The organism is Streptomyces sp. NBC_01077 (assembly GCF_045162855.1).
GTDB lineage: Bacteria > Actinomycetota > Actinomycetes > Streptomycetales > Streptomycetaceae > Streptomyces.
Window position 1 is genome coordinate 688528 of sequence record NZ_CP108669.1, and the last position, 21559, is coordinate 710086.

19 protein-coding genes and 3 pseudogenes are annotated in these 21559 nt (G+C 69.3%); 14 read left to right on the forward strand and 8 right to left on the reverse strand.

Features of this window, described 5'->3' with window-relative positions; all coding sequences use genetic code 11:
* The first annotated feature begins 99 nt into the window (after window positions 1-99).
* The 4 genes from OG462_RS03155 to OG462_RS03170 all read left to right on the forward strand — a co-directional run bounded on the left by OG462_RS03155 (window position 100) and on the right by OG462_RS03170 (window position 5203).
* The gene (locus OG462_RS03155) at window positions 100-1857 is read left to right on the forward strand and encodes an ABC transporter substrate-binding protein (protein ID WP_406054202.1); all 1758 of its coding nucleotides are present in this window, start codon (window positions 100-102) and stop codon (window positions 1855-1857) included.
* A gap of 114 nt (window positions 1858-1971) precedes the next feature.
* A complete protein-coding gene (locus OG462_RS03160) occupies window positions 1972-2970 on the forward strand; it encodes an ABC transporter permease (protein ID WP_406054204.1) in 999 nt (332 codons plus the stop codon).
* The gene (locus OG462_RS03165; RefSeq protein WP_406054206.1) at window positions 2967-4070 is read left to right on the forward strand and encodes an ABC transporter ATP-binding protein; all 1104 of its coding nucleotides are present in this window, start codon (window positions 2967-2969) and stop codon (window positions 4068-4070) included. Before OG462_RS03160 ends, OG462_RS03165 begins: the two co-directional genes overlap by 4 nt.
* Window positions 4071-4078: 8 nt before the next feature.
* Window positions 4079-5203, forward strand: a complete 1125-nt coding sequence (locus tag OG462_RS03170) for an ABC transporter ATP-binding protein (protein ID WP_406054208.1) — start codon at window positions 4079-4081, stop codon at window positions 5201-5203.
* A gap of 522 nt (window positions 5204-5725) precedes the next feature.
* Here the strand turns inward: OG462_RS03170 and OG462_RS03175 are convergent.
* A pseudogene (locus tag OG462_RS03175) lies at window positions 5726-6553 on the reverse strand (LysR family transcriptional regulator).
* A 107-nt stretch (window positions 6554-6660) separates the two neighbouring features.
* Between OG462_RS03175 and OG462_RS03180 the strand changes: the two are divergent.
* A pseudogene (locus tag OG462_RS03180) lies at window positions 6661-6998 on the forward strand (cupin domain-containing protein); the annotation flags it as partial.
* A 199-nt stretch (window positions 6999-7197) separates the two neighbouring features.
* Window positions 7198-7788 (forward strand): hypothetical protein, encoded by a 591-nt coding sequence (locus OG462_RS03185; protein WP_406054210.1) that lies wholly within the window; start codon window positions 7198-7200, stop codon window positions 7786-7788.
* Here OG462_RS03185 and OG462_RS03190 read toward each other — a convergent pair.
* Window positions 7785-8692 (reverse strand): IS5 family transposase gene (locus OG462_RS03190; protein ID WP_406066283.1). Its coding sequence is split into 2 segments (ribosomal slippage): window positions 7785-8347 and window positions 8347-8692, totalling 909 coding nucleotides; the frame shifts between segments, so codons are not numbered across the junction. The two genes, OG462_RS03185 and OG462_RS03190, sit on opposite strands and share 4 nt — an antisense overlap.
* A 189-nt stretch (window positions 8693-8881) precedes the next feature.
* On the opposite strand from OG462_RS03190, the gene OG462_RS03195 reads away from it, so the two are divergent.
* The gene (locus OG462_RS03195; RefSeq protein ID WP_406066337.1) at window positions 8882-9115 is read left to right on the forward strand and encodes a transposase; all 234 of its coding nucleotides are present in this window, start codon (window positions 8882-8884) and stop codon (window positions 9113-9115) included.
* A complete protein-coding gene (locus OG462_RS03200) occupies window positions 9112-9984 on the forward strand; it encodes an IS3 family transposase (protein WP_406054212.1) in 873 nt (290 codons plus the stop codon). Before OG462_RS03195 ends, OG462_RS03200 begins: the two co-directional genes overlap by 4 nt.
* Before the next feature lie 41 nt (window positions 9985-10025).
* Here OG462_RS03200 and OG462_RS03205 read toward each other — a convergent pair.
* Window positions 10026-10832 (reverse strand): annotated as a pseudogene (locus OG462_RS03205) (transposase); the annotation flags it as partial.
* Window positions 10833-10886: 54 nt separating this feature from the next.
* Entirely contained in the window at window positions 10887-11270 is a 384-nt protein-coding gene (locus OG462_RS03210) for a hypothetical protein (protein WP_406054214.1), read from the reverse strand.
* Window positions 11271-11731: 461 nt separating this feature from the next.
* On the opposite strand from OG462_RS03210, the gene OG462_RS03215 reads away from it, so the two are divergent.
* Both OG462_RS03215 and OG462_RS03220 read left to right on the forward strand, forming a co-directional pair.
* Window positions 11732-12328 carry a hypothetical protein gene (locus OG462_RS03215; protein WP_406054216.1) on the forward strand — a complete coding sequence of 199 codons (597 nt, stop codon included), beginning with the start codon at window positions 11732-11734 and terminating at the stop codon, window positions 12326-12328.
* 242 nt (window positions 12329-12570) lie between these two features.
* The gene (locus OG462_RS03220; RefSeq protein WP_406054218.1) at window positions 12571-12837 is read left to right on the forward strand and encodes a hypothetical protein; all 267 of its coding nucleotides are present in this window, start codon (window positions 12571-12573) and stop codon (window positions 12835-12837) included.
* Between the two features lie 310 nt (window positions 12838-13147).
* Here OG462_RS03220 and OG462_RS03225 read toward each other — a convergent pair whose 3' ends face one another.
* The 3 genes from OG462_RS03225 to OG462_RS03235 all read right to left on the reverse strand — a co-directional run bounded on the left by OG462_RS03225 (window position 13148) and on the right by OG462_RS03235 (window position 14836).
* Complete coding sequence (locus OG462_RS03225) at window positions 13148-13609, reverse strand: DoxX family protein (protein ID WP_406054221.1); 462 nt, start codon at window positions 13607-13609, stop codon at window positions 13148-13150.
* A gap of 82 nt (window positions 13610-13691) precedes the next feature.
* Complete coding sequence (locus OG462_RS03230) at window positions 13692-14126, reverse strand: YdeI/OmpD-associated family protein (protein ID WP_406054223.1); 435 nt, start codon at window positions 14124-14126, stop codon at window positions 13692-13694.
* A gap of 44 nt (window positions 14127-14170) precedes the next feature.
* Window positions 14171-14836 carry a glyoxalase gene (locus OG462_RS03235; RefSeq protein ID WP_406054225.1) on the reverse strand — a complete coding sequence of 222 codons (666 nt, stop codon included), beginning with the start codon at window positions 14834-14836 and terminating at the stop codon, window positions 14171-14173.
* 616 nt (window positions 14837-15452) lie between these two features.
* On the opposite strand from OG462_RS03235, the gene OG462_RS03240 reads away from it, so the two are divergent.
* From OG462_RS03240 to OG462_RS03250, 3 genes are all read left to right on the forward strand, one after another.
* Window positions 15453-15851: a hypothetical protein gene (locus tag OG462_RS03240; RefSeq protein WP_406054227.1), complete on the forward strand. Its 399-nt coding sequence runs from the start codon at window positions 15453-15455 to the stop codon at window positions 15849-15851.
* 1197 nt (window positions 15852-17048) lie between these two features.
* Window positions 17049-17588 (forward strand): GNAT family N-acetyltransferase, encoded by a 540-nt coding sequence (locus OG462_RS03245; RefSeq protein ID WP_406054229.1) that lies wholly within the window; start codon window positions 17049-17051, stop codon window positions 17586-17588.
* A 73-nt stretch (window positions 17589-17661) separates the two neighbouring features.
* Window positions 17662-17784, forward strand: coding sequence for a hypothetical protein (locus OG462_RS03250; RefSeq protein WP_406054231.1), 123 nt, complete (start codon window positions 17662-17664; stop codon window positions 17782-17784).
* Between the two features lie 217 nt (window positions 17785-18001).
* Here the strand turns inward: OG462_RS03250 and OG462_RS03255 are convergent, their stop codons facing one another.
* Window positions 18002-18235: a hypothetical protein gene (locus OG462_RS03255; RefSeq protein WP_406054233.1), complete on the reverse strand. Its 234-nt coding sequence runs from the start codon at window positions 18233-18235 to the stop codon at window positions 18002-18004.
* A gap of 152 nt (window positions 18236-18387) precedes the next feature.
* Between OG462_RS03255 and OG462_RS03260 the strand changes: the two genes are divergently transcribed.
* Window positions 18388-21231: an AfsR/SARP family transcriptional regulator gene (locus OG462_RS03260; protein WP_406054235.1), complete on the forward strand. Its 2844-nt coding sequence runs from the start codon at window positions 18388-18390 to the stop codon at window positions 21229-21231.
* Window positions 21232-21559: the final 328 nt, after the last annotated feature.

Here is a 21559-nt window from a genome sequence, read left to right on the forward strand (position 1 = left end):
GACGACACGCAAGACCCGCCCCTGCCGCTGGCGACAGGAGGCCCATCCCAATCGGTGGTCCGCCCTGGCGGCTGCCACTACTCCGGAGGTTACTGGACCATGCTGAAGAGCTCTCAGCGCAGAATCGCCGCGGGCGCCCTGCTCGCCGCGGCCACCATGGTTGCCGCCACCGCCTGTGGCGGCGACGACAGCAGCGGCCAGGGCAAGGCGGGTGCGGCCGGCTTCAACGCCGCCGTGAACAAGGTCGCCGCCGCTTCCGACAAGAAGGGCGGCGAGCTGAAGTTCATCGGCTCGCAGGAGGCCGACTCGTGGGACCCGCAGCGCGGTTACTACGGCTTCGTGTGGGACTTCCAGCGCTACTACACGCGCCAGCTGGTCACCTTCAAGGCCGAGCCGGGAGCCGCCTCCACCGAGCTGGTCCCGGACCTCGCCACCGACGCAGGCAAGGTCTCGGCCGACGGCCTCACCTACACCTTCACGCTGAAGGACGGAATCGCCTGGGAGGACGGCAAGCCGATCACCTCCAAGGACATCAAGTACGGCATCGAGCGCATCTGGGCCCAGGACGTCATCTCGGGCGGCCCGATCTACCTGCCGCAGGTCCTCGACCCCAAGGGCGAGTACAAGGGCCCGTACAAGGACACCTCCCCGGACAAGCTCGGCCTGAAGGCAATCGAAACCCCGGACGACAAGACCATCGTCTTCAAGCTGCCGGTCGCCAACGGTGACTTCCTCCAGATGCTGGCCATGCCCGCGGCCTCTCCTGTCCGCCAGGACAAGGACACCAAGGCCAAGTACGGCCTGAACGTGTTCTCCTCCGGTCCGTACAAGTGGGAGTCGTACACGCCGAACAAGTCCATGAAGCTGGTCCGCAACGACAAGTGGGACCAGAAGACGGACAACATCCGGAAGGCACTCCCGGACACCATCAGCGTCACGTTCACCACGAACGCCGACGACATGGACAACCGTCTGGTCGAGGGCGAGTACGACCTCGACATCAACGCGACGGGCATCGGCGCCGCCGCCCGCCAGAAGGTGCTCCAGCAGCACAAGGACAACGTCGACAACCCGCAGACCGGCTTCATCCGCTACGCGGTCTTCCCGCAGACGGTCATCCCCAACATCGAGTGCCGTAAGGCCATCATCTACGCGGCCGACTCCAAGTCCCTCCAGACCGCCCGTGGCGGCCCGCAGGCCGGTGGCGACATTGCCTCCAACATGCTGCCGCCGGCGATCAAGGGTGCCGACCCGAAGGCCGACCCGTACGGCAAGCTCGCCGGCTCCGCCAACATCGCCAAGGCCAAGGAGGCCCTGGCGAAATGCGGCAAGCCGAACGGCTTCAAGACCACGATCGCGGTCCGCAACAACAAGAAGATCGAGATCGCGACCGCCGAGTCCCTCCAGCAGTCGCTGAAGGCCGCCGGCATCGACGCCCAGATCGACCAGTTCGACGGTGCCCAGACCTCGGGCATCATCGGTTCGCCTAAGGTCGTCAAGGAGAAGGGCTACGGCATCATCGTCATGGGCTGGGGCGCCGACTTCCCGACCGGGCAGGGTTTCCTCCAGCCGCTCGTCGACGGCCGCTTCATCCTGCAGAGCGGTAACAACAACTTCTCCGAGCTGAACGACCCGGCCGTCAACGGCCTGTTCGACCAGGCGCTGAAGGAGACCGACCCCGACAAGGCCGGCGAGCTCTACAAGCAGATCAACACGAAGGTCTCGGAGGCCGCGGTCTATATGCCCTTCACTCACGAGAAGAACATCATCTGGCGCAGCTCCCGGCTGACCAACGTCTACACCGCGGACGCCTACAACGGCCGCTACGACTACGCGTCGCTCGGCGTCGTCAAATAATCCGACCCGCTCCACCGGCGCACCCACCCGCCGCCAGGTCCGAAGGGCAGGTGATGGCCGAGGTCGGCGGCCGGGATCCCTGATCGGGGACCCGGCCGCCGACCGGCCGAACGCATGCTTGCATACATAGTCCGAAGGCTCTTCTCAGTCGTCGTGATGCTGCTCGTCGTCACCCTGGTGACGCTCAGCATCTTCTTCCTCATCCCCAAGATGACCGGCAGCGACCCTGCCGCGATGTTCGTCGGCAAGCAGGCGGATCCGGCTTCCATCGAGGCCATCCGGCAGAAGCTGGGCCTGGACGAGCCGATCCTGGTGCAGTTCTGGCACTTCATCTCCGGCCTCTTCGTCGGCCGGGACTACACCGGCGGCGGTGACACCATCCACTGTGCCGCGCCCTGCTTCGGCTACTCGTTCCGCACCGAGCAGGATGTCTGGACGATGCTCGTCGACGCCTTCCCGGTCACCCTCTCCATGGTCGTCGGTGCCGCCGTGCTGTGGCTGGTGCTCGGCGTCTCCACGGGTGCGGTCTCCGCGCTCAAGCGGGGCACGGCCATCGACCGCGCGGCGATGATCACCGCGCTGGCCGGCGTCTCGCTCCCCATCTTCTTCACCGCCATGCTGGCGATGCTCGTCTTCCGTACCCAGCTCCATTGGGTCGACGCCTCGTACGTGCCGATCACCGAGTCCTTCGGCGGCTGGTTCGGCGGCCTGCTCCTGCCCTGGGTCACCCTCGCCTTCCTGTACGCGGCGATGTACGCACGGCTCACCCGCGCCACCATGCTGGAGGTCCTGGGCGAGGATTACATCCGCACCGCCCGGGCCAAGGGCCTGCCGGAGGCCGTCGTGCTCGGCAAGCACGCCATGCGCTCCACCATGACCCCCATCCTGACCATCTTCGGCATGGACCTCGGCGCCCTCATCGGCGGCGCGATCCTGACCGAGACCGCGTTCAGCCTCCACGGCCTCGGCGGTCTCGCCATCAAGGGCGTGAGCGAGCGTGACCTGCCGCTGATCCTGGCCGTCACCCTCATCACCGCCGCCTGCGTGGTCATCGCGAACCTCGTGGTGGACCTTCTGTACGCAGTGATCGACCCCCGAGTGAGGCTCGCATGACGGACAAGCTGACGAAGACCGGCGCGGCGGTGGGAGAACCCGTCGCCACCGGGTCCGCTCCCTCCGGCGCCTTCCTCGACGTGCGCGACCTGAAGATCCACTTCCCGACCGACGACGGTCTGGTCAAGTCGGTCGACGGTCTCAGCTTCCAGCTGGAGAAGGGCAAGACCCTCGGCATCGTGGGCGAGTCCGGATCCGGCAAATCGGTCACCTCGCTCGGCATCATGGGCCTGCACACCGTCGGCCAGTACGGCCGGCAGAAGGCCCGCATCTCCGGCGAAATCTGGCTCAACGGACGCGAGCTCCTCTCGGCCGACCCGGACGAGGTCCGCCGGATGCGCGGCCGCGAGATGGCGATGATCTTCCAGGACCCGCTGTCCGCGATGCACCCGTACTACACGATCGGCCACCAGATCGTGGAGGCGTACCGCGTCCACAACAAGGTGGCCAAGAAGACGGCGCGGCGGCGGGCCGTGGAACTCCTCGACCGGGTCGGCATCCCCGAGCCCGCCAAGCGGTTCGACAATTACCCGCACGAGTTCTCCGGCGGCATGCGCCAGCGAGCGATGATCGCCATGGCGCTCGTCAACAACCCCGAACTGCTCATCGCCGACGAGCCGACCACCGCGCTCGACGTGACCGTGCAGGCCCAGATCCTGGACCTGATGCGGGACCTCCAGAAGGAGTTCGGCTCCTCGGTCGTCATCATCACCCACGACCTCGGCGTCGTCGCCGAGCTCGCCGACGACATCCTCGTCATGTATGGCGGGCGCTGCGTCGAACGCGGCCCGGCCGAGTCCGTCTTCTACGAGCCGCAGCACCCCTACACCTGGGGCCTGCTCGGCTCGATGCCGAGGATCGACCGCGACCAGACCGAGCGGCTCATCCCGGTCAAGGGCAACCCGCCCAGCCTCATCAATATCCCGAGCGGCTGCGCCTTCAACCCCCGCTGCCCGCACGCGGACGTCCCCAAGGGCGGCGTCACACGCACCCAGCGGCCGGAGCTGGCACTGGCCGGGGAGCGCCACTACTCGGCCTGCCACATGCCGCAGGAGGAGCGGACCCGCATCTGGACCGAAGAGATTGCGCCGAAACTGTGAGCGACAACATGGAATCTCTGCTCAAGGTCACCGGCCTGAAGAAGCACTTCCCCATCAAGAAGGGGCTTCTCCAGCGCCAGACCGCCGCGGTCAGGGCGGTCGACGGGCTCGACTTCGAGGTCCTGCCCGGGGAGACCCTCGGCGTCGTCGGCGAGTCCGGCTGCGGCAAGTCCACGATGGGCCGGCTCCTCACCCGCCTCCTGGAACCGACCGCCGGCACGGTCGAGTTCCAGGGCAAGGACATCTCCCACCTCGGAGTGGCGGGCATGCGCCCGTTCCGCCGGGACATTCAGATGATCTTCCAAGACCCATACGGCTCGCTGAACCCGCGCCACACGGTCGGCACGATCGTCTCGGCGCCCTTCAAGCTCCAGGGCGTCGAGCCCGAGGGCGGCGTCAAGAAGGAGGTCCAGCACCTTCTCGGCCTGGTGGGCCTCAACCCCGAGCACTACAACCGGTACCCGCACGAATTCTCCGGCGGTCAGCGCCAGCGCATCGGCATCGCCCGCGCGCTGGCCCTCAGGCCGAAGCTGGTCGTCGCCGACGAGCCCGTCTCCGCCCTGGACGTCTCCATCCAGGCGCAGGTGGTCAACCTCCTGGACGACCTCCAGCGGGAGCTCGGCCTCACGTACGTGATCATCGCGCACGACCTCTCGGTCATCCGGCACGTCTCGGACCGCATCGCCGTCATGTACCTCGGCAAGATCGTCGAGCTCGCGGACCGCAAGTCACTGTACGAGAACCCGATGCACCCGTACACCCGGGCCCTGATGTCTGCCGTCCCCATCCCGGACCCTCGCCGCCGCGGCGCCAAGAGCGACCGCATCCTCCTCACCGGCGACGTCCCCTCCCCGATCGCCCCGCCCCCGGGCTGCCGCTTCCACACCCGCTGCTGGAAGGCCACCGACCTCTGCCGCACCCAGGAGCCCCCGCTCCTCGAACTCCGCCCGGGCCAGCGCGTCGCCTGCCACCACCCGGAAAACGCGGATTCCCTCACGCTCCCGACCGCGAGGGAATCGCTGGAGGTATCGAAGGGCACAGCGAAGCTGGCTGCGGAGTTGATGTCCGAGGCGTCGAAGCCGGAAGCCGTGGAGGATGTGGCGATCCGGGACGACACCGCAGGCGAGGAGTAGGACGGGCAGCGGCGGTCGCATCGCGGCCACGGCACGAGGCTTCCGTGAAAGGCGCGGAAGCCAGCACAACGTACTTCACGGAGCGCCCTGAGCCAGAGGCACACGCCATCACGAAGCACATCCCTTACGGGCTGGCGTGATTGTGGTTGAGGGGTGATCTCTGGCGCGTGGGATGATCCGGCTGCGGCGATCATGGTCAACCGGGACGTTCTCGCGCATCAGGTGTTCACGGGGACCTCCTGGAAGTATCTGGGCCGTCTGGTTGAGGAGTTGGCCGGGCCGCGGGAGGCAGCTCACGCGCATACCCTGACGGCCCAGACCACGGCCTGCCAAAACTGCTGACAGCAGCACCGGTTTTCCTGGTCCGTTCCTACTCGGACGCCAGCCGCGACAAGCGGCCGGCGCCGTCGTCGTCAGCCCTCCACGGAAAGTGAGCCAGAACCCTACTTCGGGAGGCAGTCCCCGACGGCTGTCGTGTTCGAATTGTCCACGAGCTGCGCGGCAGCACCTTTTGCCAGATATTCAGTGGCGGTGGCGGTACGCGGCTGTCTCCATCTCGATGAACGATCGAATCAACGGGTTGGTGTCACCCTCGTTCCACACCGCTGCCACTCGGCTTGGCGGCGTGTCGATCAGCGGCACCACGGCCAGCCCTGTGGGCAGGTCGTGCCCGAGCGGGGCCAGGCCGACCGTGCCGTTCCACAGCACGGCCTGGAGTTCCTGGACGACGCGCACCACTGGGGCCCTCGCGTGGCTCGCCGCCGTTCCAGTACGACTGCCAGATCGGGCCGGCTCCCTTCGGGTACTGGAACCAGCGGCGGTCGCCCAGGCCGGCCAGCTGCGGCTGGCCGCGGCAGGCCAGAGGATCGTCGGCGCGCAGGACCACGCCCACCGGATCGGTACGCAGCTCACGCACCGTCAGCACGGTCTCGTCGAACGGCGCCCGAGTCAGAGCAACGTCGACCAATCCGGCGCGCAGCCCGCAGGTCGGGTCGGTCAGACCGGTGTCACGGATGCGGATGTCGACGCCGGGTGGCTTCGACGGTAAGCGGCGGCCAGCCTGGTCGCTCCCGGGTCGGTGCTGTCGCCCAGGATGCCGGCGGTGATGGTCGCGACACCGGCCGCCGCGCTCACGCGTACGCGGAGGCGGTCGGCCTGGTCGAGCAGGGCCCGCGCCTCATCGAGCAGCACTGCGCCCACCGGGGTGAGCGTGACGCCGACAGGCGAGCGGGCGAACAGCTGAGCCCCGACCTCGGTCTCCAGCTGCTTGATCGCCCGGCTCAGCTGCGGCAGGTTCATGTGCAGTCGCGTGGCGGCCCGGCCGAAGTGAAGTTCCTCAGCGACCGCCACGCATTAGCGCAGGGCACGTAGCTCCACACTGCGTCGATACCCAAGCGGTATCGACATTGCGGAATGGGCCTTGGCCAGTCGCAGGGCCCTGGCGGTGCACTCGCAGCATGACCGAAGAACGAAGACCAGCGAACCGCAGGCCGACCCCGCCGTATCGGTGGTCGGTCCCGGCGACGGCGAAACGATCGTCCTGGGCACCACGCGCGTGCGCGTCCTTGAAGACGGCAGCCATACCCGGCACCGCCTGGAAACCGCCGAGTCCCTCCTCGCGCCGCACATCCCCGGGCTGCCGCAGCACCGACACGCCCAGCACGACGAGGGCTTCTACATCGTGTCCGGCACGGTGCGGTTCACCGTCGGGGACAAGGACTACGACGCCACCACGGCCACGCTCGTGATGGTCCCGCCCGGCACCCCACACACCTTCGCCAACATCACCGACCGGGTGCCGCCAAGACACCCACTCACACGAGCCGTGGGTCCTTGAGCTGAGTCGGGGTCGCCCCCCCCCAGGCCTCCCGCTGGCACAGGGAACATTGGCAGCCGGAGGGGCCTGGCTGCCGATGGTGGTACACGGGGCGGGGTTGCTGGCTAGCCTGGGTTCCGGCGCCCGCCGTGGGCAGCCGCGCGGCGAGAGGAAGCCCATGACCGAGCAGGCCACCCGGCCCCGTGCCCAGGCGGACCCCAGCATCCTGACCCTGGAATTCCGGCATGCGCACCAGCTCATCGATCCAGCTGCGGAGGGCGTTCAGACCTGGCAGGTGTGCCTGCTCGCCAGCGGGGAGACAGTGGCCCAAGCGCGTGCGACGCGCGGCCAGCTCTGGAAGGCCCATAACCTCGGCAAACGCCTGGCCGACGAGCAGTCCTTCGCCGCGGTGGCGGCTGAGCAGCTCTTCGACGAGGACGGCGAGTTGAGTCCGGAGTACGAGAACTTCGTCGATCTGCCGGGCAATGTCCTGGTGATCGACGGCCTCCGCATCGATCCGCCGTGGGACAGTCCCTGGATCGTCGCCGGGTTGGTCTCCAGCATCATCGACCGGCTGACCGACAACCAGTATGCCGCGGTCCTTCCTCGTGTCTCCGGCGAAGCGGGGGATGCCCTCCTTGCGGAGGCGGGTGAGCTGCTAAGCGCCGAACCGTTCTCCGGCAACCTACTGATCATCGACACGTCGCTCGCCTTCCCAAAAAGGGCCGCACAGCGTGTGCTCGAGCACCTGCGTTCCCTCGCTCGCTAGGCTCTGTCTGACAAACGATCTTGGGTGGGTTCGCGGAGCCAGAGGATGAGCGAGGCGAGGTGGACTCCGGCCTTGTAGCGGGCGGCCAGTTTGTCGAAGCGGGTGGCGATCGCACGGAACTGTTTGAGGCGGTTGAAGCAGCGTTCGACCACGTTGCGTGCCTTGTAGAGCTCGCGGTCGAAGACCGGCGGCCTGCCGCCGGTCTGCCCGCGCCGCACACGGTTGGCCTTCTGATCCGACCGCTCAGGGATCACCGCTCGGATGCCCCTGCGCCGCAGGGTCTGACGGATCGCCCGGGAGGAGTACGCCTTGTCCGCGATGACCACGTCGGGCCTGCGGCGGGGCCGCCCGGCACCGGTCCGGGGCACCCTCAACTCGTCCATGACCGTGTCGAAGACGGTGGAGTCGTTGACGTTGCCCGGCGTGACGACAACGGCCAGGGGCAGGCCCCTGCCGTCGCAGGCGAGATGGACCTTGGTGGTCAGCCCGCCGCGGGACCGACCGAGCGCCTGGCCAGCCGACGGACGTGCCGGATCTTCCAGTTCGTCCCCCGCCGCCGCCCCTTTTTGCGGGCGCCGGCGGCGTGCTGGTGAGCTCGGTTGATCGTGGAGTCGACCGACACGGTCCACTCCACGGCTCCGACGGAGTCGTCCCGGACCTGGGCCTGTTCGAGCAGACGGGCCCAGGTTCCGTCCGCCTCCCAGCGAGCGAACCGCTCATAGGCCGTCTGCCACGGCCCATAGCGTTCCGGCAGGTCACGCCACGGCGCACCGGTCCGCAACCGCCACAACACCCCGTTGATCACCTGCCGATGATCTCGCCACGGCCGACCTCGCCCATCAACACCCGGCAGCAGAGGCGCTATCCGCTCCCATGCCGCATCCGTCAGCTCACCACGACCCACCACAAGATCAATTATCAGACAGGTCCTAGGGCCTGCGTGACGTCGTGATCATTCGGCGGTCTTGATCAGATCGCCGATCCAGATCATTGCGCCGCGGAGGTGGAAGCCGGCGAGGTAGCTTTCGGGCGACTTGTCATAGCGGGTGGCGATGCCTCGCCCACGCCGGAGTTCAAGGACGAGATCGTCGAGCTGGGCCGGCGGGGTGACCGCTCGGTCGGTCAGGTCGCCAAGGACTTCGACCTGACCGAGACCGCGGTCCGCGACTGGGTCCGCCAGGCCCAGGTCGACGCCGGTGAACGTGACGGCCTGACCAGCAGCGAACGCGAGGAACTGGCGGCTCTGCGGCGGGAGAACCGCCGCTTGCGCGAGGACGTCGACATCCTCAAGCGTGCGACGGCTTTCTTCGCGACGGAGACCCGGTGAACGTGGACCCGTTCACCGAGGCGGAGAAAACCGCAGGTCACACCGTCAAACGGACGTGTGAACTCCTCAAGGTCTCCCGGACCGCCTACTACGCCCGCCGCAACGGCACCCCCGGCCCCCGTTCGGTGAGAGACGCCGAGCTGACCGAACAGATCACAGCCGTCCACCAGCAGTCCCGCGGCACCTATGGCGCCCCGCGCGTCCACGCTGTCCTCCAGCGTGAAGGAGCCGGCTGCGGGCGGCGCCGGGTCGCCCGTCTGATGCGACAGGCCGGCCTGACCGGCCGGCACCGCAGGCGCCGCCACCGCACCACCGTTCCCGACCCGCACGCGGTGACCCGGCCTGACCTGGTGCTTCGCGACTTCCAGCCCGACCCCGCCGCGATCGACACCCGCTGGTGCGGGGACATCACCTACCTCGCCACCGACGAGGGCTGGCTCTACCTCGCCACCGTCATCGACATCGCCTCCCGCCGCGTCGTCGGCTGGGCCACCGCCGACCACCTGCGGACCGAACTCGTCGCCGACGCCCTCACGGCCGCCTGCCGAACCCGCCGCCCGGCCAGCCCGGTGATCTTCCATTCCGACCGCGGCTGCCAATACACCAGCAGTGAACTCGCCACCCTGGCAACAGATTTCGGCATCAGGCTGTCAGTCGGACGCACTGGCCAATGCTGGGACAACGCCCTCGCCGAATCGTTCTTCTCCACCCTCAAGAACGAGCTCGGCGACAGCCGGCCATGGCCCAGCCGGGCCGCAGCCCACACCGCGATATTCGAGTGGACCGAGAGCTGGTACAACTTGCACCGGCTCCACAGCAGCCTCGGCTACCGCAGCCCCGCCGAATACGAGACCGCCCTCGCAGCCTGACCAACACACCAAACGTGTCCGTCAAAGCGGAACAAGCCCACGTGGCTGAAGGGCCGGCCGCCTCGTGTGCCCCTCTTCTTGCGGTTGGCGCCCGCTTTCCCGGGATGCCGGCCGGCCTTGATGCCCCGCGTCTGCGCAGGTAAAAGTGGTTACCGCGAGACGAGTAGGCTTTATCGGCGGCGACAGCGCCGGACCTGGTGCGGGGACGGCCGGCAGGCAGACGGACCTTCACCCTGGAGAGCACGGGATGAACTGCGGACTGTCCGCGGCCTGCCCGGCAGTCAGGAGCAGCGCAAGCGGACGGCATCTGCGGTCCGCGGCGAGATGAATCTTGCTGGTGAGGCCGCCCCGGGACCGGCCGAGCAGGGCTTGCTTCAGGCGGAGCTTGCGCCGGCGCCGGACACGCCGGCGCTCGTCCTGTCCGTTCTGTTCCTCCGTGCCACCCCTTTTTGCCGGGCTGTCTCCTGCTCCTGCGCGGCTTCCTCCAGGGCCGACATGAGGTGCTTGCTGACGCGGAGCCCCGCGGCGTCGTGGTGGGCGCGGACCGTAGTGGAGTCCACGCTGACCAGGGACAAGTCTGTCTGCTCCGCGCGGGCTGCCTGAGCGATCAGACCCTCCAGCAGGGCGGTGAACACACCGGCGTCCCGCCAGACGCGGAAACGTCCGTAGACGGTGGCCCATGGACCGAACTCGGCAGGCATCTCCCGCCACTGACCGCTGGAGCGGAACCGCCAGACCACCCCCTCGAACTGTTCCCGCAAACGCTCCGGATACGGGCCGTACCTGCCGATCGGCAGATACGGCTCGATGAACTTCCACTGAGCATGGGTGAGTTGCCTACGCGTCACGCCCACAGTCCTACCGGGTTCCACCCCACGAAGAGCACAGAACCCGGCAACTGATCACGACATCACACAGGCCCTAAGCGGCTCGCCCAGCTTCACCGTCGCTTCGACCCGCTGCGTCCCGGTGCAGCCGGAGGCCCGGTCCAGGGAACGGGTCTCGTACGTGACCCTCACGTGTACCGTGCCGCGTTCGACAGTGTCGAGTTCACCGCGCAGGTTGCGCACGCAGTCGCGTGCGCCGTCGGGGACTTCGGCGTCGACTATTAGAGACCGGCCTCCGTCGGTTGTGCGGACACCGCCGTTGCGGATCGGAGCGGCGAGTGTCCAGGCTGTGCCCGCGCCTGTCGCCTCCTCCACGGTCTCGACGGTCTTGGAACCACAGCCGGCGAGGATCACCAGGGCCGCGCCGAACACGACCATCCGTATGCCCCGCTGCCACATGCCATGCCCCCCATTCGCCCAAGATCGGCAGCCTAGCGTGCCCGCGGGTGCGTTGAAGTGGCCGTTGGCGGACATGGGCGTGTTGTTGGTGGTGTCGTCAGCCGTGCGGACCCGCCGGCTGCGGCTGTGGCCGGGGCACTACGACCACCTGCGCCGGTAGCTCCGTCGGCGGGGCATCCGTCACCGCATTACCCGCAAGCGGGGGTCGAGTCTTCACTGCGGCTGGGCCGCCGCCGGCGGGTGGTCGAAAGGACAGTGCCCTGGCTGGCTGCCGACGTCTGCATTCCCGTCATGAACGCAAGGCGGCCGAGCACTTCCCGGCCTTCGTCGGCATAGCCCCGACCCTCATGGGTACCGTCGCCTGATTCGGTGAGCCAGTGGGTCGGGAGCATCAGTCGGGCCGGCGCTGGTGGTGTCAGTGACAGCTCGTAGGGTGCGCTGGTATTCGACGAGGAGGTTCCGTGGGGTTTTCCGGTCATCTGGTCTTTGCGCGCAGCAAGCGCCCGCTGCTGGAAGCGCCCCTGTTTGGCAGTACGGGTCCAGGGCTGAGGGACGACGTGCATGAGTGGCGGCCGCGACCGGGCGGCTGGCAGACCCTGCAGTTGGAGCAAGGCGTCTGGGAGGACGGGTACCTGTTCGCCTTGGTCGAATGGACTGGTGTGCCGGCCTGCGTCGCCGATGTCTCCGACAGCAGTATCGCCCTCGTGACCGGCCTGGACACAGACGGGCACCGCTGGCAGGCATGGCTCAACCTGGACAACGCCGCGGCTCTCCTCGTCGAGGAACCCGAGGGCGTGGATGACGTGAGCCTGTGGGTGGACACCCTGGAGTTCGAAGAAGCCATCGGGCATAAGCGTGCGGAGCTCGATGCGGAGGTGCCGGCCGGCGCCGAAGGCGCTCTCCTGTGGGCTTCGGCAGCTGGTGTCCAGAGCGCGACGCTGCCGTCTCGGATCGAGGAACTGCTGCGTGCACGGGAGACGTTCGTGGAGGAGCTGTTCGACGGGCTGCTGGACGAACTGGGCTTCCCTGAGGCTGCCCGCTCCGCGCCGCAGCCATAAGAAGCGATCTCTATGACCGTGTTTGAGATCTTCGTGGATCGTGGGTCGGGAGGTGTTCTGGCCTCTGCTGGTGAGCGATGCGCGCGTCGCCTTCGTGGGCGACTTCGGAGAGCTTGAGCAGGGCAGCCCAGATGGGCTGTCGCTGCGGTCCGCGGTCAGGGCCGAGGAGCCCGCTCACGGTCGTGAGCTGGTCAAGTATCTGCAGAACGGTGCGCTGCTGGCTGCGACGAGCACGCTCGTACGTGACGTTCTCGCCCCTCGACAACCCTGTGATGGGCGGGCTGCACCTGCTGACGGACGGGCACTGGCTGTGGTACTCGGACCTGGCGCACTGCGTCGAGCGCTGCCATCTGGCGCTCGTTGCGCAGTTCATCGCTCATGCGCAGGCCAACGGCTGGGCGGTCCCGCAGCTCGGTGACGCGGAGCTGCTTGCGCTGGAGGCGGTCCTTCTCGGTGACGGTACGGACTGGGTCGGTCACCTGCGAGCCGGTCGTGTGTCCCGCCGCTGAGACTCGCGCGAGCAGCCGGGGACCCGGCCGTGTAGCGCGACCTGTGTGCTCGAGCTGCCGCACCCAGGATCCCGGTCTTTGCCCGACAGATCACGGTTTTCGAGTTGGCCGGACTGGCTTCGTAGTCGCGGGCCGGACGACGGTGGGCGGTGAAGCCACGAGAGGGTTCGCTCCACAGTCCTCCTCTTGGGATGGACCTGGATTTCCCGCTGGTTGGGGTCCCTTCGGGCCGCGCGGAAGGCAGTTCGCCGGCGGCTGGCGGTGCCGGGTCAAGCGGCAGGGTGTCGGGGTGGCCGCGTGGTGGTGCGGGTCAGGGATTGCCTGTGAGGTGCCGCGCCCTTGCCGTTTCGTGGGGTGGGCGTGGTGTTCGGGGTGTTGGCGCGGTGGGAGCCCGCAGGAGGTCGCGCCAGTCGGCTGGCCAGTTGGCCAGCGCGAGGATGCCCATGATGAGGAGGTGGGTCGGTGCGGCCCAGCTCTCCATGGCCGGGTCGTGGTTGACGATGTGGGTGGTGACGGCACCGGTGAGGACGAACATCAGTGTCGTGGCGCCCAGGAAGCGTGTTCGCTTGTCGGGGATCACGAGCAGGACGGCGGCGATACCTTCCAGGGCGCCGACCACGAAGCGCATCCAGGGCGGGTAGCCCCAGTCTGCGAACTTCGTGGAGTACGCCGAGCTGAATATCGTGTCGCCCGGCCAGAACTTGGTGACGGCGCCCAGGGCGAACTCGAAGGCCATGAACCAGTACAGACCGGTCATCAGTCGCTTCGGCATGTTTTCCTTTCAAGGGGAAGTGGGCAGGGTCGGGCTGACGCGCGGCGCTTGCGGTGCCGCGGGAGTCTTTGCTTTCGGGAGGTCAGCCCTGCAGGGTGGTGATGGCCTTCTCGATACGCCGCCGGCGCGTCTCGGGCCTCTTCGCGCTCTCGATGGCGCGCACATGCTCACGCTTACGGCTGTAGGGAAGGCTGTCGTATGCGGCGCGGGCGACAGGGGTGTCGTCCAGGGCCCGCGCGAAGTCCGGGGGCTCGACGACGACACGCGGCTCGGTGTCGAGCTCCAGCTCGACCTCGACCTCCTCGCCGATTGCGACACCCGCGGCCTGCCGGTTGGCGTTGCTCAGGCCCAGGAGGTGACGGCCCCGCAGGAGAGCGACCCGGCTCTTCCAGGAATGCCCGTTCAGCGTGATCGTCACCGGCGGCCGCGCGCCCCCGCCGAGCGCTGCCACCACCTCGGCCGGAACCTCCAGACCCCGCATGGGCTCGGGCGGCTCGACGTGGGCCCGAAACTTCATGATCTTCCTCCAGTTGCTCTGCCGGCTCATCGCGGATTCGGGGGTCAGGACGGTGTGGGGGCGAGGGAGGCCGCAGGCTCCCAGGCGAACCCGTCCTGGTCGGTGAAGGCGCCTGCGGTGCCGCCGAGGACGATGCGGTGCGAGCCGGTGCCGTCGGCGGGGACGCCGAGGTCCTTGGCCAGGGCACGACGCTTGTACAGCGCCAGCTTGATGGGGCTGGCGTGGCCGGGGGTGAACTCGGCGTACTTGCCGCCGAAGCTCTTGGCCACGCTCAGGCCCAGGCCGACGTAGAACTCCTTGGTGGCCTTCACGTCCTGGACGCCGATCAGCAGGACGACCTCGTCGATCTCGCGGGTGGCGGGGCCGCTGTCCTTCTTCGCCGAGGTCGCGATCTTCCAGATCGTCCCGTCCGGCGCCTGCACGACGCCGCCGTAGCCCCACAGCGACTTCGCGGCGGGCTTCAGCACCGTGGCGCCGGCCGCAGCGGCGGCGCCGACGAAGCTGTCGACGGTGGCCGGACCGGACACCGTGAGCGCCAGGGTGAAGCCGCGGAATCCGGTGGAGTGCGCCTCGGACGCCCGCAGGCGTATGTAGGTGTCCACGCCGAAGGCGCTGTAGAAGCGGCGAGCGGCCCCGGGGTCAGCCACCTCAAGGGTGACGGACGCGAGGGACGTGTGGGCTGCGGTGGAAGCGGTGGTTGCCATGACCATCACGCTAGGGGCCGCACAGCAGGCGGGGCTTCTCGATTCCTGACCGCTCTTGGAGACTTGCTTCGCCACACAAGCCTGCATCCCCTCCACCCTTGATCACCGCCCCGCATCACGGGCCGCACCCGCAGCATCGGCACGGTCGCCCGCCACATCCGCCGCCTGGCGCCGGAATGCCCCCGGCGGCATACCGGCCAGCCCGGTGAAGCGGATGGTGAACGTCCCCAGCGACACGCAAGGAGCGGCCCTCCTTCTCGGCCTCCGGGGCGTAGTCGAAGGGAACACCTCCGCGGTCACCGGGTCCGACCTCTTGCAGCAGGCCCTCTCCATGGATGCCGCTTTCCTCCGGTTACTCGTGTGCCGGCGCGTGGCCTGTCGTACGACCTGCCCGGCTCTGGGCATCACCCCACCATTACGCCCGCCCGCCGGAACGCACCCACGACCTCTTCTCCGACCAGCGCCGGGGGCAACCTCCTTTCCTGTGAGGCGCCGGCGTCGAGCGCCGCCTGGACGGCCCGGAAGGCTCCGTCGATCGCGCCCGACAGCGCCGCAGGCGGCTCTGTCGGCAAGCGGGGCGGCGGGTGTGTACTGGGGAGGGTTGCCGCATCGAGGGGGAAGCATGCCGCAAACACCAGATCCGGGAGCACCCGAGCCGGCGTACGAGGAGGAGCCCTGGCTGGACAGTCGTGAGGTCGCCGAGCTGTGGCCGGTGCGTAAGGACTGGCTGCCCGGCGTCGCCGGCCGTGCGGATGTCCGCGTCCGCCAGTTCGGCGGGGAGAGCCGGGGCACTTATGGAGCGGCGCCGACCTCCTACCACTACCACCCCGAGGACGTACGGCGGGCCGCGACGGCCATCGCCGAAGGCCGCCTCGACATCCCGTCGGTCTGGCGCAGCGACACTCCCGACGGTCGGCGGGCGGAGTACTGGAGCAGATTCCGGCTCCGTCTCACCTGCGCGGTCATCCTGGCCCCGGTCCTCCTCGCCCTGGTGCTGGCGGTCTATGCCATGGCGTCCTGAACCCTGAGCCGGCGGGCAGCAAGTCCAGGTCGGCCGTGGCGGGTGGCTACGTCACCCGGTAATCAGGGCCGCCCGGTCCGGGACCGGCGCACGGCATCGGCCACGGCGGGGCGAGGGGCCGGCCGGGGGCAGACCAGCGCCTGCCTCAACCAGAGCCCGGAGAAGACCGAAGCCTGATTCGAAATGCCCGGTGGCGCGCTGCCCCGCCAACAGCACTGTCGCCTCCTGCCACCCCGGCAACCCCGACAACCCCAGCAATCCCAGCAACCCCGGCACGTTCGCCGCTACCGGGACATCCCCACGTGTCATCGGCGTTACGGCGCCGGCCTCAGTCCTGGATGCGCCCGCGCCACGACCGGCCGGGACATGCCCCCGACCGACACTTCAACCCGCAGCCGGCCTGCTCCACGGCCACCTCCACCGCCCGGTAGATCCGAACACCTGCGAGCGGCAACGCTCGGCCGGACCCCGGTGGCGGCCCGAAGCGACGCGGCCGGCTGACGAGCTCGTGCACGGTGGGCGGGGAGACGTCGAGCCTTGGATGGCTGATCATGGTCAGGTGGGTGGTGGGGAACGCGTCTCGTGCAGTGATCATCAGCGATCACTTCGGGCGACAGCCCCGTGATCTGCCGACTCCGGATGATGGTCCGTGCACGTGCCCGGTTTCCCACGATGCAGACCGTGCTCAACGATCAGAGGTCCGCCGTACCAGCGGCCGGCTCTGCACGAGCTCGTTACGGGCAGTCTTGAGATGCATTCATCCCCGGCCTGGAGTCCGGGGCTTTCTGCAAGTGTCCGGGTAAGGGACCGGCGCTGTGTCCGGGGACCGAGCACGACCGGAGGGCGGGGAGCTGATCCCCTTCCCGGCCTGAGTCGCGGTCACTCGAACCCGAGGGGGCTGCGAAGGGGTCGTTGATCGGTTGTTGATCAGCCGTGTACCGGCGGCTGGCCTACTACGAGTCGGTTTTCGGTTCGCGGTCTTGGAGGACCATCGTGCTCAGGCGGACGGTTCGGGTGAGGGTCGGTGTGGCGGCGGCCTTGGTGCTGGGCGTCGCGGTCACGCCGGCCTGCGGAGGCACTGCGGTGGAAGGGGCCGGCCCGGTGATCCCCAAGGCCTGTGGTGCCAGTCCAATGGGCTGTTACTGACAGGCCGTGGTTCGGGCTTCGGGAACCGGCAGGTGCGGGGGGGTGGGACGGATGCCCGACATCGTGACGCGTCGGCTTCGGCTACGGCGGTTCAGTCGTGACGATGCGCCGGCCCTTGCCCGCTACCGCTCCGATCCCTGTGTCGCCCGCTACCAGACCTGGCGCTCGCCGATCGACCGAGCGGAGGCAGAGGCGGTCGTTGCCGGATACCTCAGGGAGAATCCCGACGGGCCCGGCTTCTTCCAGTACGCCATCGAGCGGAAGAAGCGGCCCGGCTTGATCGGTGATCTCCATGTCGAGACCGGGACCGGCCGCCGCCAGGCGAGGGTGGGCATCACGCTGGCGCCGGATATGCGACATCGGGGCTACGCGACCGAGGCGATGGCCGCGGTGGCGGACCGCCTCTTCGCCACGGGCGCGAAACGGATCACGGCCACCTGCGACGCCCGCAACACAGCGTCCGCGAAGCTCCTTCGACGAGTGGGCTTCGAACAGCGGGGCCGAGAGAAGCAGTACCTGGAGCGACGTGGCATCCACGCCGACGTCCTGCTGTTCAGGATGTCGGAGGGGCAGCTGCGCCGCCCCTCATGATGCTGCCGGAACCAGCCGGGTTCCAGCGGCGATCACCGAGCGCACTCACGCGCGATCACCACAGGAGGACAGCATGGACGGAGCCCGCCCGGGAAACCGGATCGCGCCGATCGACGAGAGCGAGATCGGCGTCGATACTGCGGACACACCGAGTCAGCCGGATGTGTCGGGCGACTCGGAGGAGGTCGAGGCGTAGCCGTCGTCTCGTGCGCAGCGCCTGCACAGCGCCTGCGCAGCGCCCTCCCGTCGAGGACCGCCGCCTTCGACGGGAGCAACTTGCCGACAGTCAGGGCCCCTTGGCGCATCACGTGTGTGGAAGGAACCACCGATGGGGGCCGGGCCCCTTGGCCCGTACAGCGCAGGGTCGTCCGGCTTTCTGTCGACCCGCGTGTGCTGGCTGCTGTGGATCGGCATCACCTGCCGTCTGTCGTACTCCTGCAGTTCGAAGGATGCTCCAGGCACGGGATGACTGCACGCCGGCCGGCCGGCAGGTTGATCTCGGCGAGGGGGCGCTCGCCCCGGCCGCCGCCGGGCGGTTCCGCGTGCGCGGGCTCGGTGAGGGCAGCGCAGAGCAGGCCGCCCAGGGCGAGTACGGGCAGGAGGCGGCCGAGGACGGCCCGGCCGCACCTGCCGATGGTGTGCTTCATGGATCCGCTCCGTTTCGTCGTGTGTCGTTGCGGGCTGTCCAAGGTTCGGCGCGGGTTGCCGGGAAGGGCTCAACGTTCGATGTACGTCCCGGTGCCGGGCGAGCGGAACGAGCGAGGGTGTGTTCCGGCGCGGGGCCAGGGGGAGGGTGGTCATGCAAGGGTTGACGCAGGCACAGGCACGATCGGGGCACCTGGCGGTGCGACTCCTCGGACCGGTCGGTGCCCGGCTGGGCGGGGAGCGGATCGAGCTCGGACCGCCGCAGCAGCAGGCGGTGTTCGCGATGCTGGTGCTGCGGCGTGGCCACGTCGTCGGGGTCGGGCAGTTGGTGGAGGGGGTGTGGGGATCGGCTGCCGTACCGCGTAGTGCGTCCTCGGCCGTCCGCACGTACGTCTCACAGTTGCGCGCGGCCCTGGAGCCGGACCGGCCCGTGCGGTCGGGAAGCCGGCTGATCGTCACCGTGGAGAGTGGCTATCGGTTCCTGACGCCGGCGGTTGTCGTGGACGCCGAGGTGTTCGCGCACGAGAGCGCGGACCGGGGCGGGACGGCCGAGGCCGTGTACGAGCGGCTGACGTGTGCGGTCGGGCGCTGGCAGGGCGTCGCCCTGGCCGGGGTGCCGGGGCCCTGGGCGGAACGCCGCCGCGAACAGCTGACCGAGTCTCTCGCGGCGGCACGCGAAAACCTGTACGCCGCAGCCGTCGAGCTGGGGCGATACGGGGAGGTCGTCGCCGAACTGCGCTCGATGGTCCGGGAGTTCCCGCTGCGGGAGCGCTCGCACGGGCTGCTGATGCTGGCTCTGCAGCGCACCGGACGCCAGGTGGAGGCCGCTCGGGTGTACGACGAGGCGTGCGAGGTGCTGGCGCGGGAACTGGGGACCGAGCCGGCGGCGGAGCTGAGGGATCTGCATCGTGGACTGCGTACAGGACGAAGAGTGCATCCCTTCGTATGGCCCGGTGGCACCGGCGTCCGTCCGTCGCCCTCCTCCCGCGCGGCCGCCACGGACGATCGCCGATCGGGAGCACCTGCTGCGGGCGGCCAGGCAGTCCCGTACCTCGCCGCGCACCGATCGGCTGGTGCCCCGGGCCACCGGCGGCAGCCGTCCACGGGGGCGGACCGGCGACCCGGAGCGCCTGTAGCCGTAGGCCCTGCGGACCGGCGCCCCGGAGCGCCTGTAGCCGTAGGCACCGTGCAGGGCGGCGCGAGGAGGACTGCGGCACCGCTCCCTGGCGACATCGGGTACTTCACCGGGCGCAGCCGACTCATCGGCGAGATAAGGGATCACCTGCTCCAGGCCCGCCCCGGGCACAGCCCGGCGATGGCCGTCGCGACCGTCACCGGCATCGGCGGTGTCGGCAAGACCGCGCTCGCCGTCCACGTGGCACATGGCCTGCGCGCGGCCTTCCCCGACGGGCAGTTGTACGTCGGCCTGCGTGCCGGCGCCACTCCCGCGGACCCGGCCGGTGTGCTCGCCGATCTTCTCTCCGTACTCGGCACCCCGCCCGACCGGCTGCCGCTGGACCTGGAAGAGCGGGCCGCGCTGCTGCGCACCCTGCTCGCCGACCGCCGTGTGCTGCTGGTCCTGGACGACGCCCGGGACGCCGCCCAGGTTCGCCCCCTCCTGCCCGGAACGGCCGGCTCCGCGGTACTCCTCACCACCCGGGCTCCTCATATCGCGGTCCCCGGCGCCCGTTCCTTCGCCGTGGACGTCTTCGCCGAGGCCGAGGCGGTGACGTTGCTCGGCACCCTCGCGGGCTCCGCACGCGTGGCCGCCGAGCCCGAAGCCGCCCGGGCCCTGGCCGACTCCTGCGGCCGTCTGCCACTCGCCGTACGCATCGTCGGGGCCCGCCTCGCCGCCCTGCCGCGCCACAGCCTGCGCGCCTTCGGGGCGCGGCTGACCGACACCCGCACCCTGCTCGGCGAGTTGAGCCACGGCGACCAGGCGGTGGAGCCGGCCTTCCAGCTCGGCTACCGGGCCCTGACGCCCGATCAGGCCAGGGCGTTTCGTCTCCTGTCCCTCCTCGACGCCCCCGATGTGCCGCTGCCCGTCGCCGCCGCTCTGCTCGGTATCGAGGAGAGCGCGGCAGAGGACCTCGCGGAGAGCCTGGTCGACACCGGAATGCTGGAGTCCCCCGCCCCGGGTCGCTATCGCCTGCACGACCTGCTCCGGCTCTACGGCCGACGCCGTGGCGAATCCACCGAGCCCGAGGACCGGGCGGCGGCGCTGCGCCGGGTCCTGGCCCTCCTCTACGGCAGCGCGGTGCATGTGGCACGGACGGCTCTGCCCGACGACGTCCCCTCACCCCCCTGGCTCCAGACGCCGGGCCGTGCGGGCATCGCCTTCGAAGACACCGAGCAGGCCCGTGCCTGGTTCCGCGCGGAGCACGCCGTGCTGACCTCTGCCGTGGAGCAATCGCTGGCGTCGGTCCCCGACGCCCTGCGGACGGCCGTGGATCTGCTGACGCTGATCGCGGTCTGCAGCCTGTTTCCGAGCCGTGGTCACTACGAGGACGCGTGCCGGCTCGCCGGATCGGCCGCTCGGCGGGCAGCGGAGGCCGGCGAACCCGAGTACCGAGCCCGCGCGCTGCACACGCGGGCCTGGCTTTCGTCTCTGGTGGGCCAGTACGCGGCAGCGGAGAGGGACCTGCGCGAGGCGCTCGCCTGGGCGGAGGCGACCGGCAGCGCCCGGCGCCTTCACATGTCGGGGGTGCTGCTGGCGCTCGTCCTGCGCGCCACGGGACGCGTCGGGGAGTCGCAGGCCGCGATGGCCAGGGCCGAGCATTTCGCGGGCGATCCTGACGACCCGGCGAGCCCTGCCGGCTTCGCCCGCTTCGTAGCCCGCTTGCACGTCGCCGTGGGCGCGGACCAGCCGCCCTTGGGGCTGCCTCTGATGACACCGCTGATGCGCCGTGTGGACGCCCACGGGACCTCGCTGGTCAAAGCACAGGGAGTAGTCCGCCTGGGGGCCGCGCTGAGCGGGCTCGCCACGTCGGACGACTGACCGAAGACGGGATGGGAGTTGAAAGATGAATCCGGGAAGATCGACGGAGAGCAAGACCGTCTGAGGTGACGCTGGCCGACCATGACTGTGGGGCGGGGTTCGCCGTTTCCGGCGGACCCCGCCCCTGGCTTTTGTCAGCCGATGGCGCGGCTGGTTGCCCAGCCGAGGTCGCCGGGCATGAAGCGAGTGCCATGGGTGTCGGGGCCACCATGGGTGTCGGGGCCACCATGGGTGTCGGGGCCACCATGGGTGTCGGGGCCACCGGGGGTATCGGGGCCGCCGGGGCTGCCGGGTAGAACCTGCAGTTCATCGACGTGGACCCGGAGTC

Bases quoted from the DNA above. Each gene is read 5' to 3' on its own strand.
- OG462_RS03155 (WP_406054202.1), top strand. From the start codon at position 100: ATGCTGAAGAGCTCTCAGCGCAGAATCGCCGCGGGCGCCCTGCTCGCC.
- OG462_RS03160 (WP_406054204.1), top strand. From the start codon at position 1,972: ATGCTTGCATACATAGTCCGAAGGCTCTTCTCAGTCGTCGTGATGCTG.
- OG462_RS03165 (WP_406054206.1), top strand. From the start codon at position 2,967: ATGACGGACAAGCTGACGAAGACCGGCGCGGCGGTGGGAGAACCCGTC.
- OG462_RS03170 (WP_406054208.1), top strand. From the start codon at position 4,079: ATGGAATCTCTGCTCAAGGTCACCGGCCTGAAGAAGCACTTCCCCATC.
- OG462_RS03185 (WP_406054210.1), top strand. From the start codon at position 7,198: ATGACCGAGCAGGCCACCCGGCCCCGTGCCCAGGCGGACCCCAGCATC.
- OG462_RS03210 (WP_406054214.1), bottom strand. From the start codon at position 11,270: ATGTGGCAGCGGGGCATACGGATGGTCGTGTTCGGCGCGGCCCTGGTG.
- OG462_RS03225 (WP_406054221.1), bottom strand. From the start codon at position 13,609: ATGCCGAAGCGACTGATGACCGGTCTGTACTGGTTCATGGCCTTCGAG.
- OG462_RS03230 (WP_406054223.1), bottom strand. From the start codon at position 14,126: ATGAAGTTTCGGGCCCACGTCGAGCCGCCCGAGCCCATGCGGGGTCTG.
- OG462_RS03235 (WP_406054225.1), bottom strand. From the start codon at position 14,836: ATGGTCATGGCAACCACCGCTTCCACCGCAGCCCACACGTCCCTCGCG.
- OG462_RS03240 (WP_406054227.1), top strand. From the start codon at position 15,453: ATGCCGCAAACACCAGATCCGGGAGCACCCGAGCCGGCGTACGAGGAG.
- OG462_RS03245 (WP_406054229.1), top strand. From the start codon at position 17,049: ATGCCCGACATCGTGACGCGTCGGCTTCGGCTACGGCGGTTCAGTCGT.
- OG462_RS03250 (WP_406054231.1), top strand. From the start codon at position 17,662: ATGGACGGAGCCCGCCCGGGAAACCGGATCGCGCCGATCGACGAGAGC.
- OG462_RS03255 (WP_406054233.1), bottom strand. From the start codon at position 18,235: ATGAAGCACACCATCGGCAGGTGCGGCCGGGCCGTCCTCGGCCGCCTC.
- OG462_RS03260 (WP_406054235.1), top strand. From the start codon at position 18,388: ATGCAAGGGTTGACGCAGGCACAGGCACGATCGGGGCACCTGGCGGTG.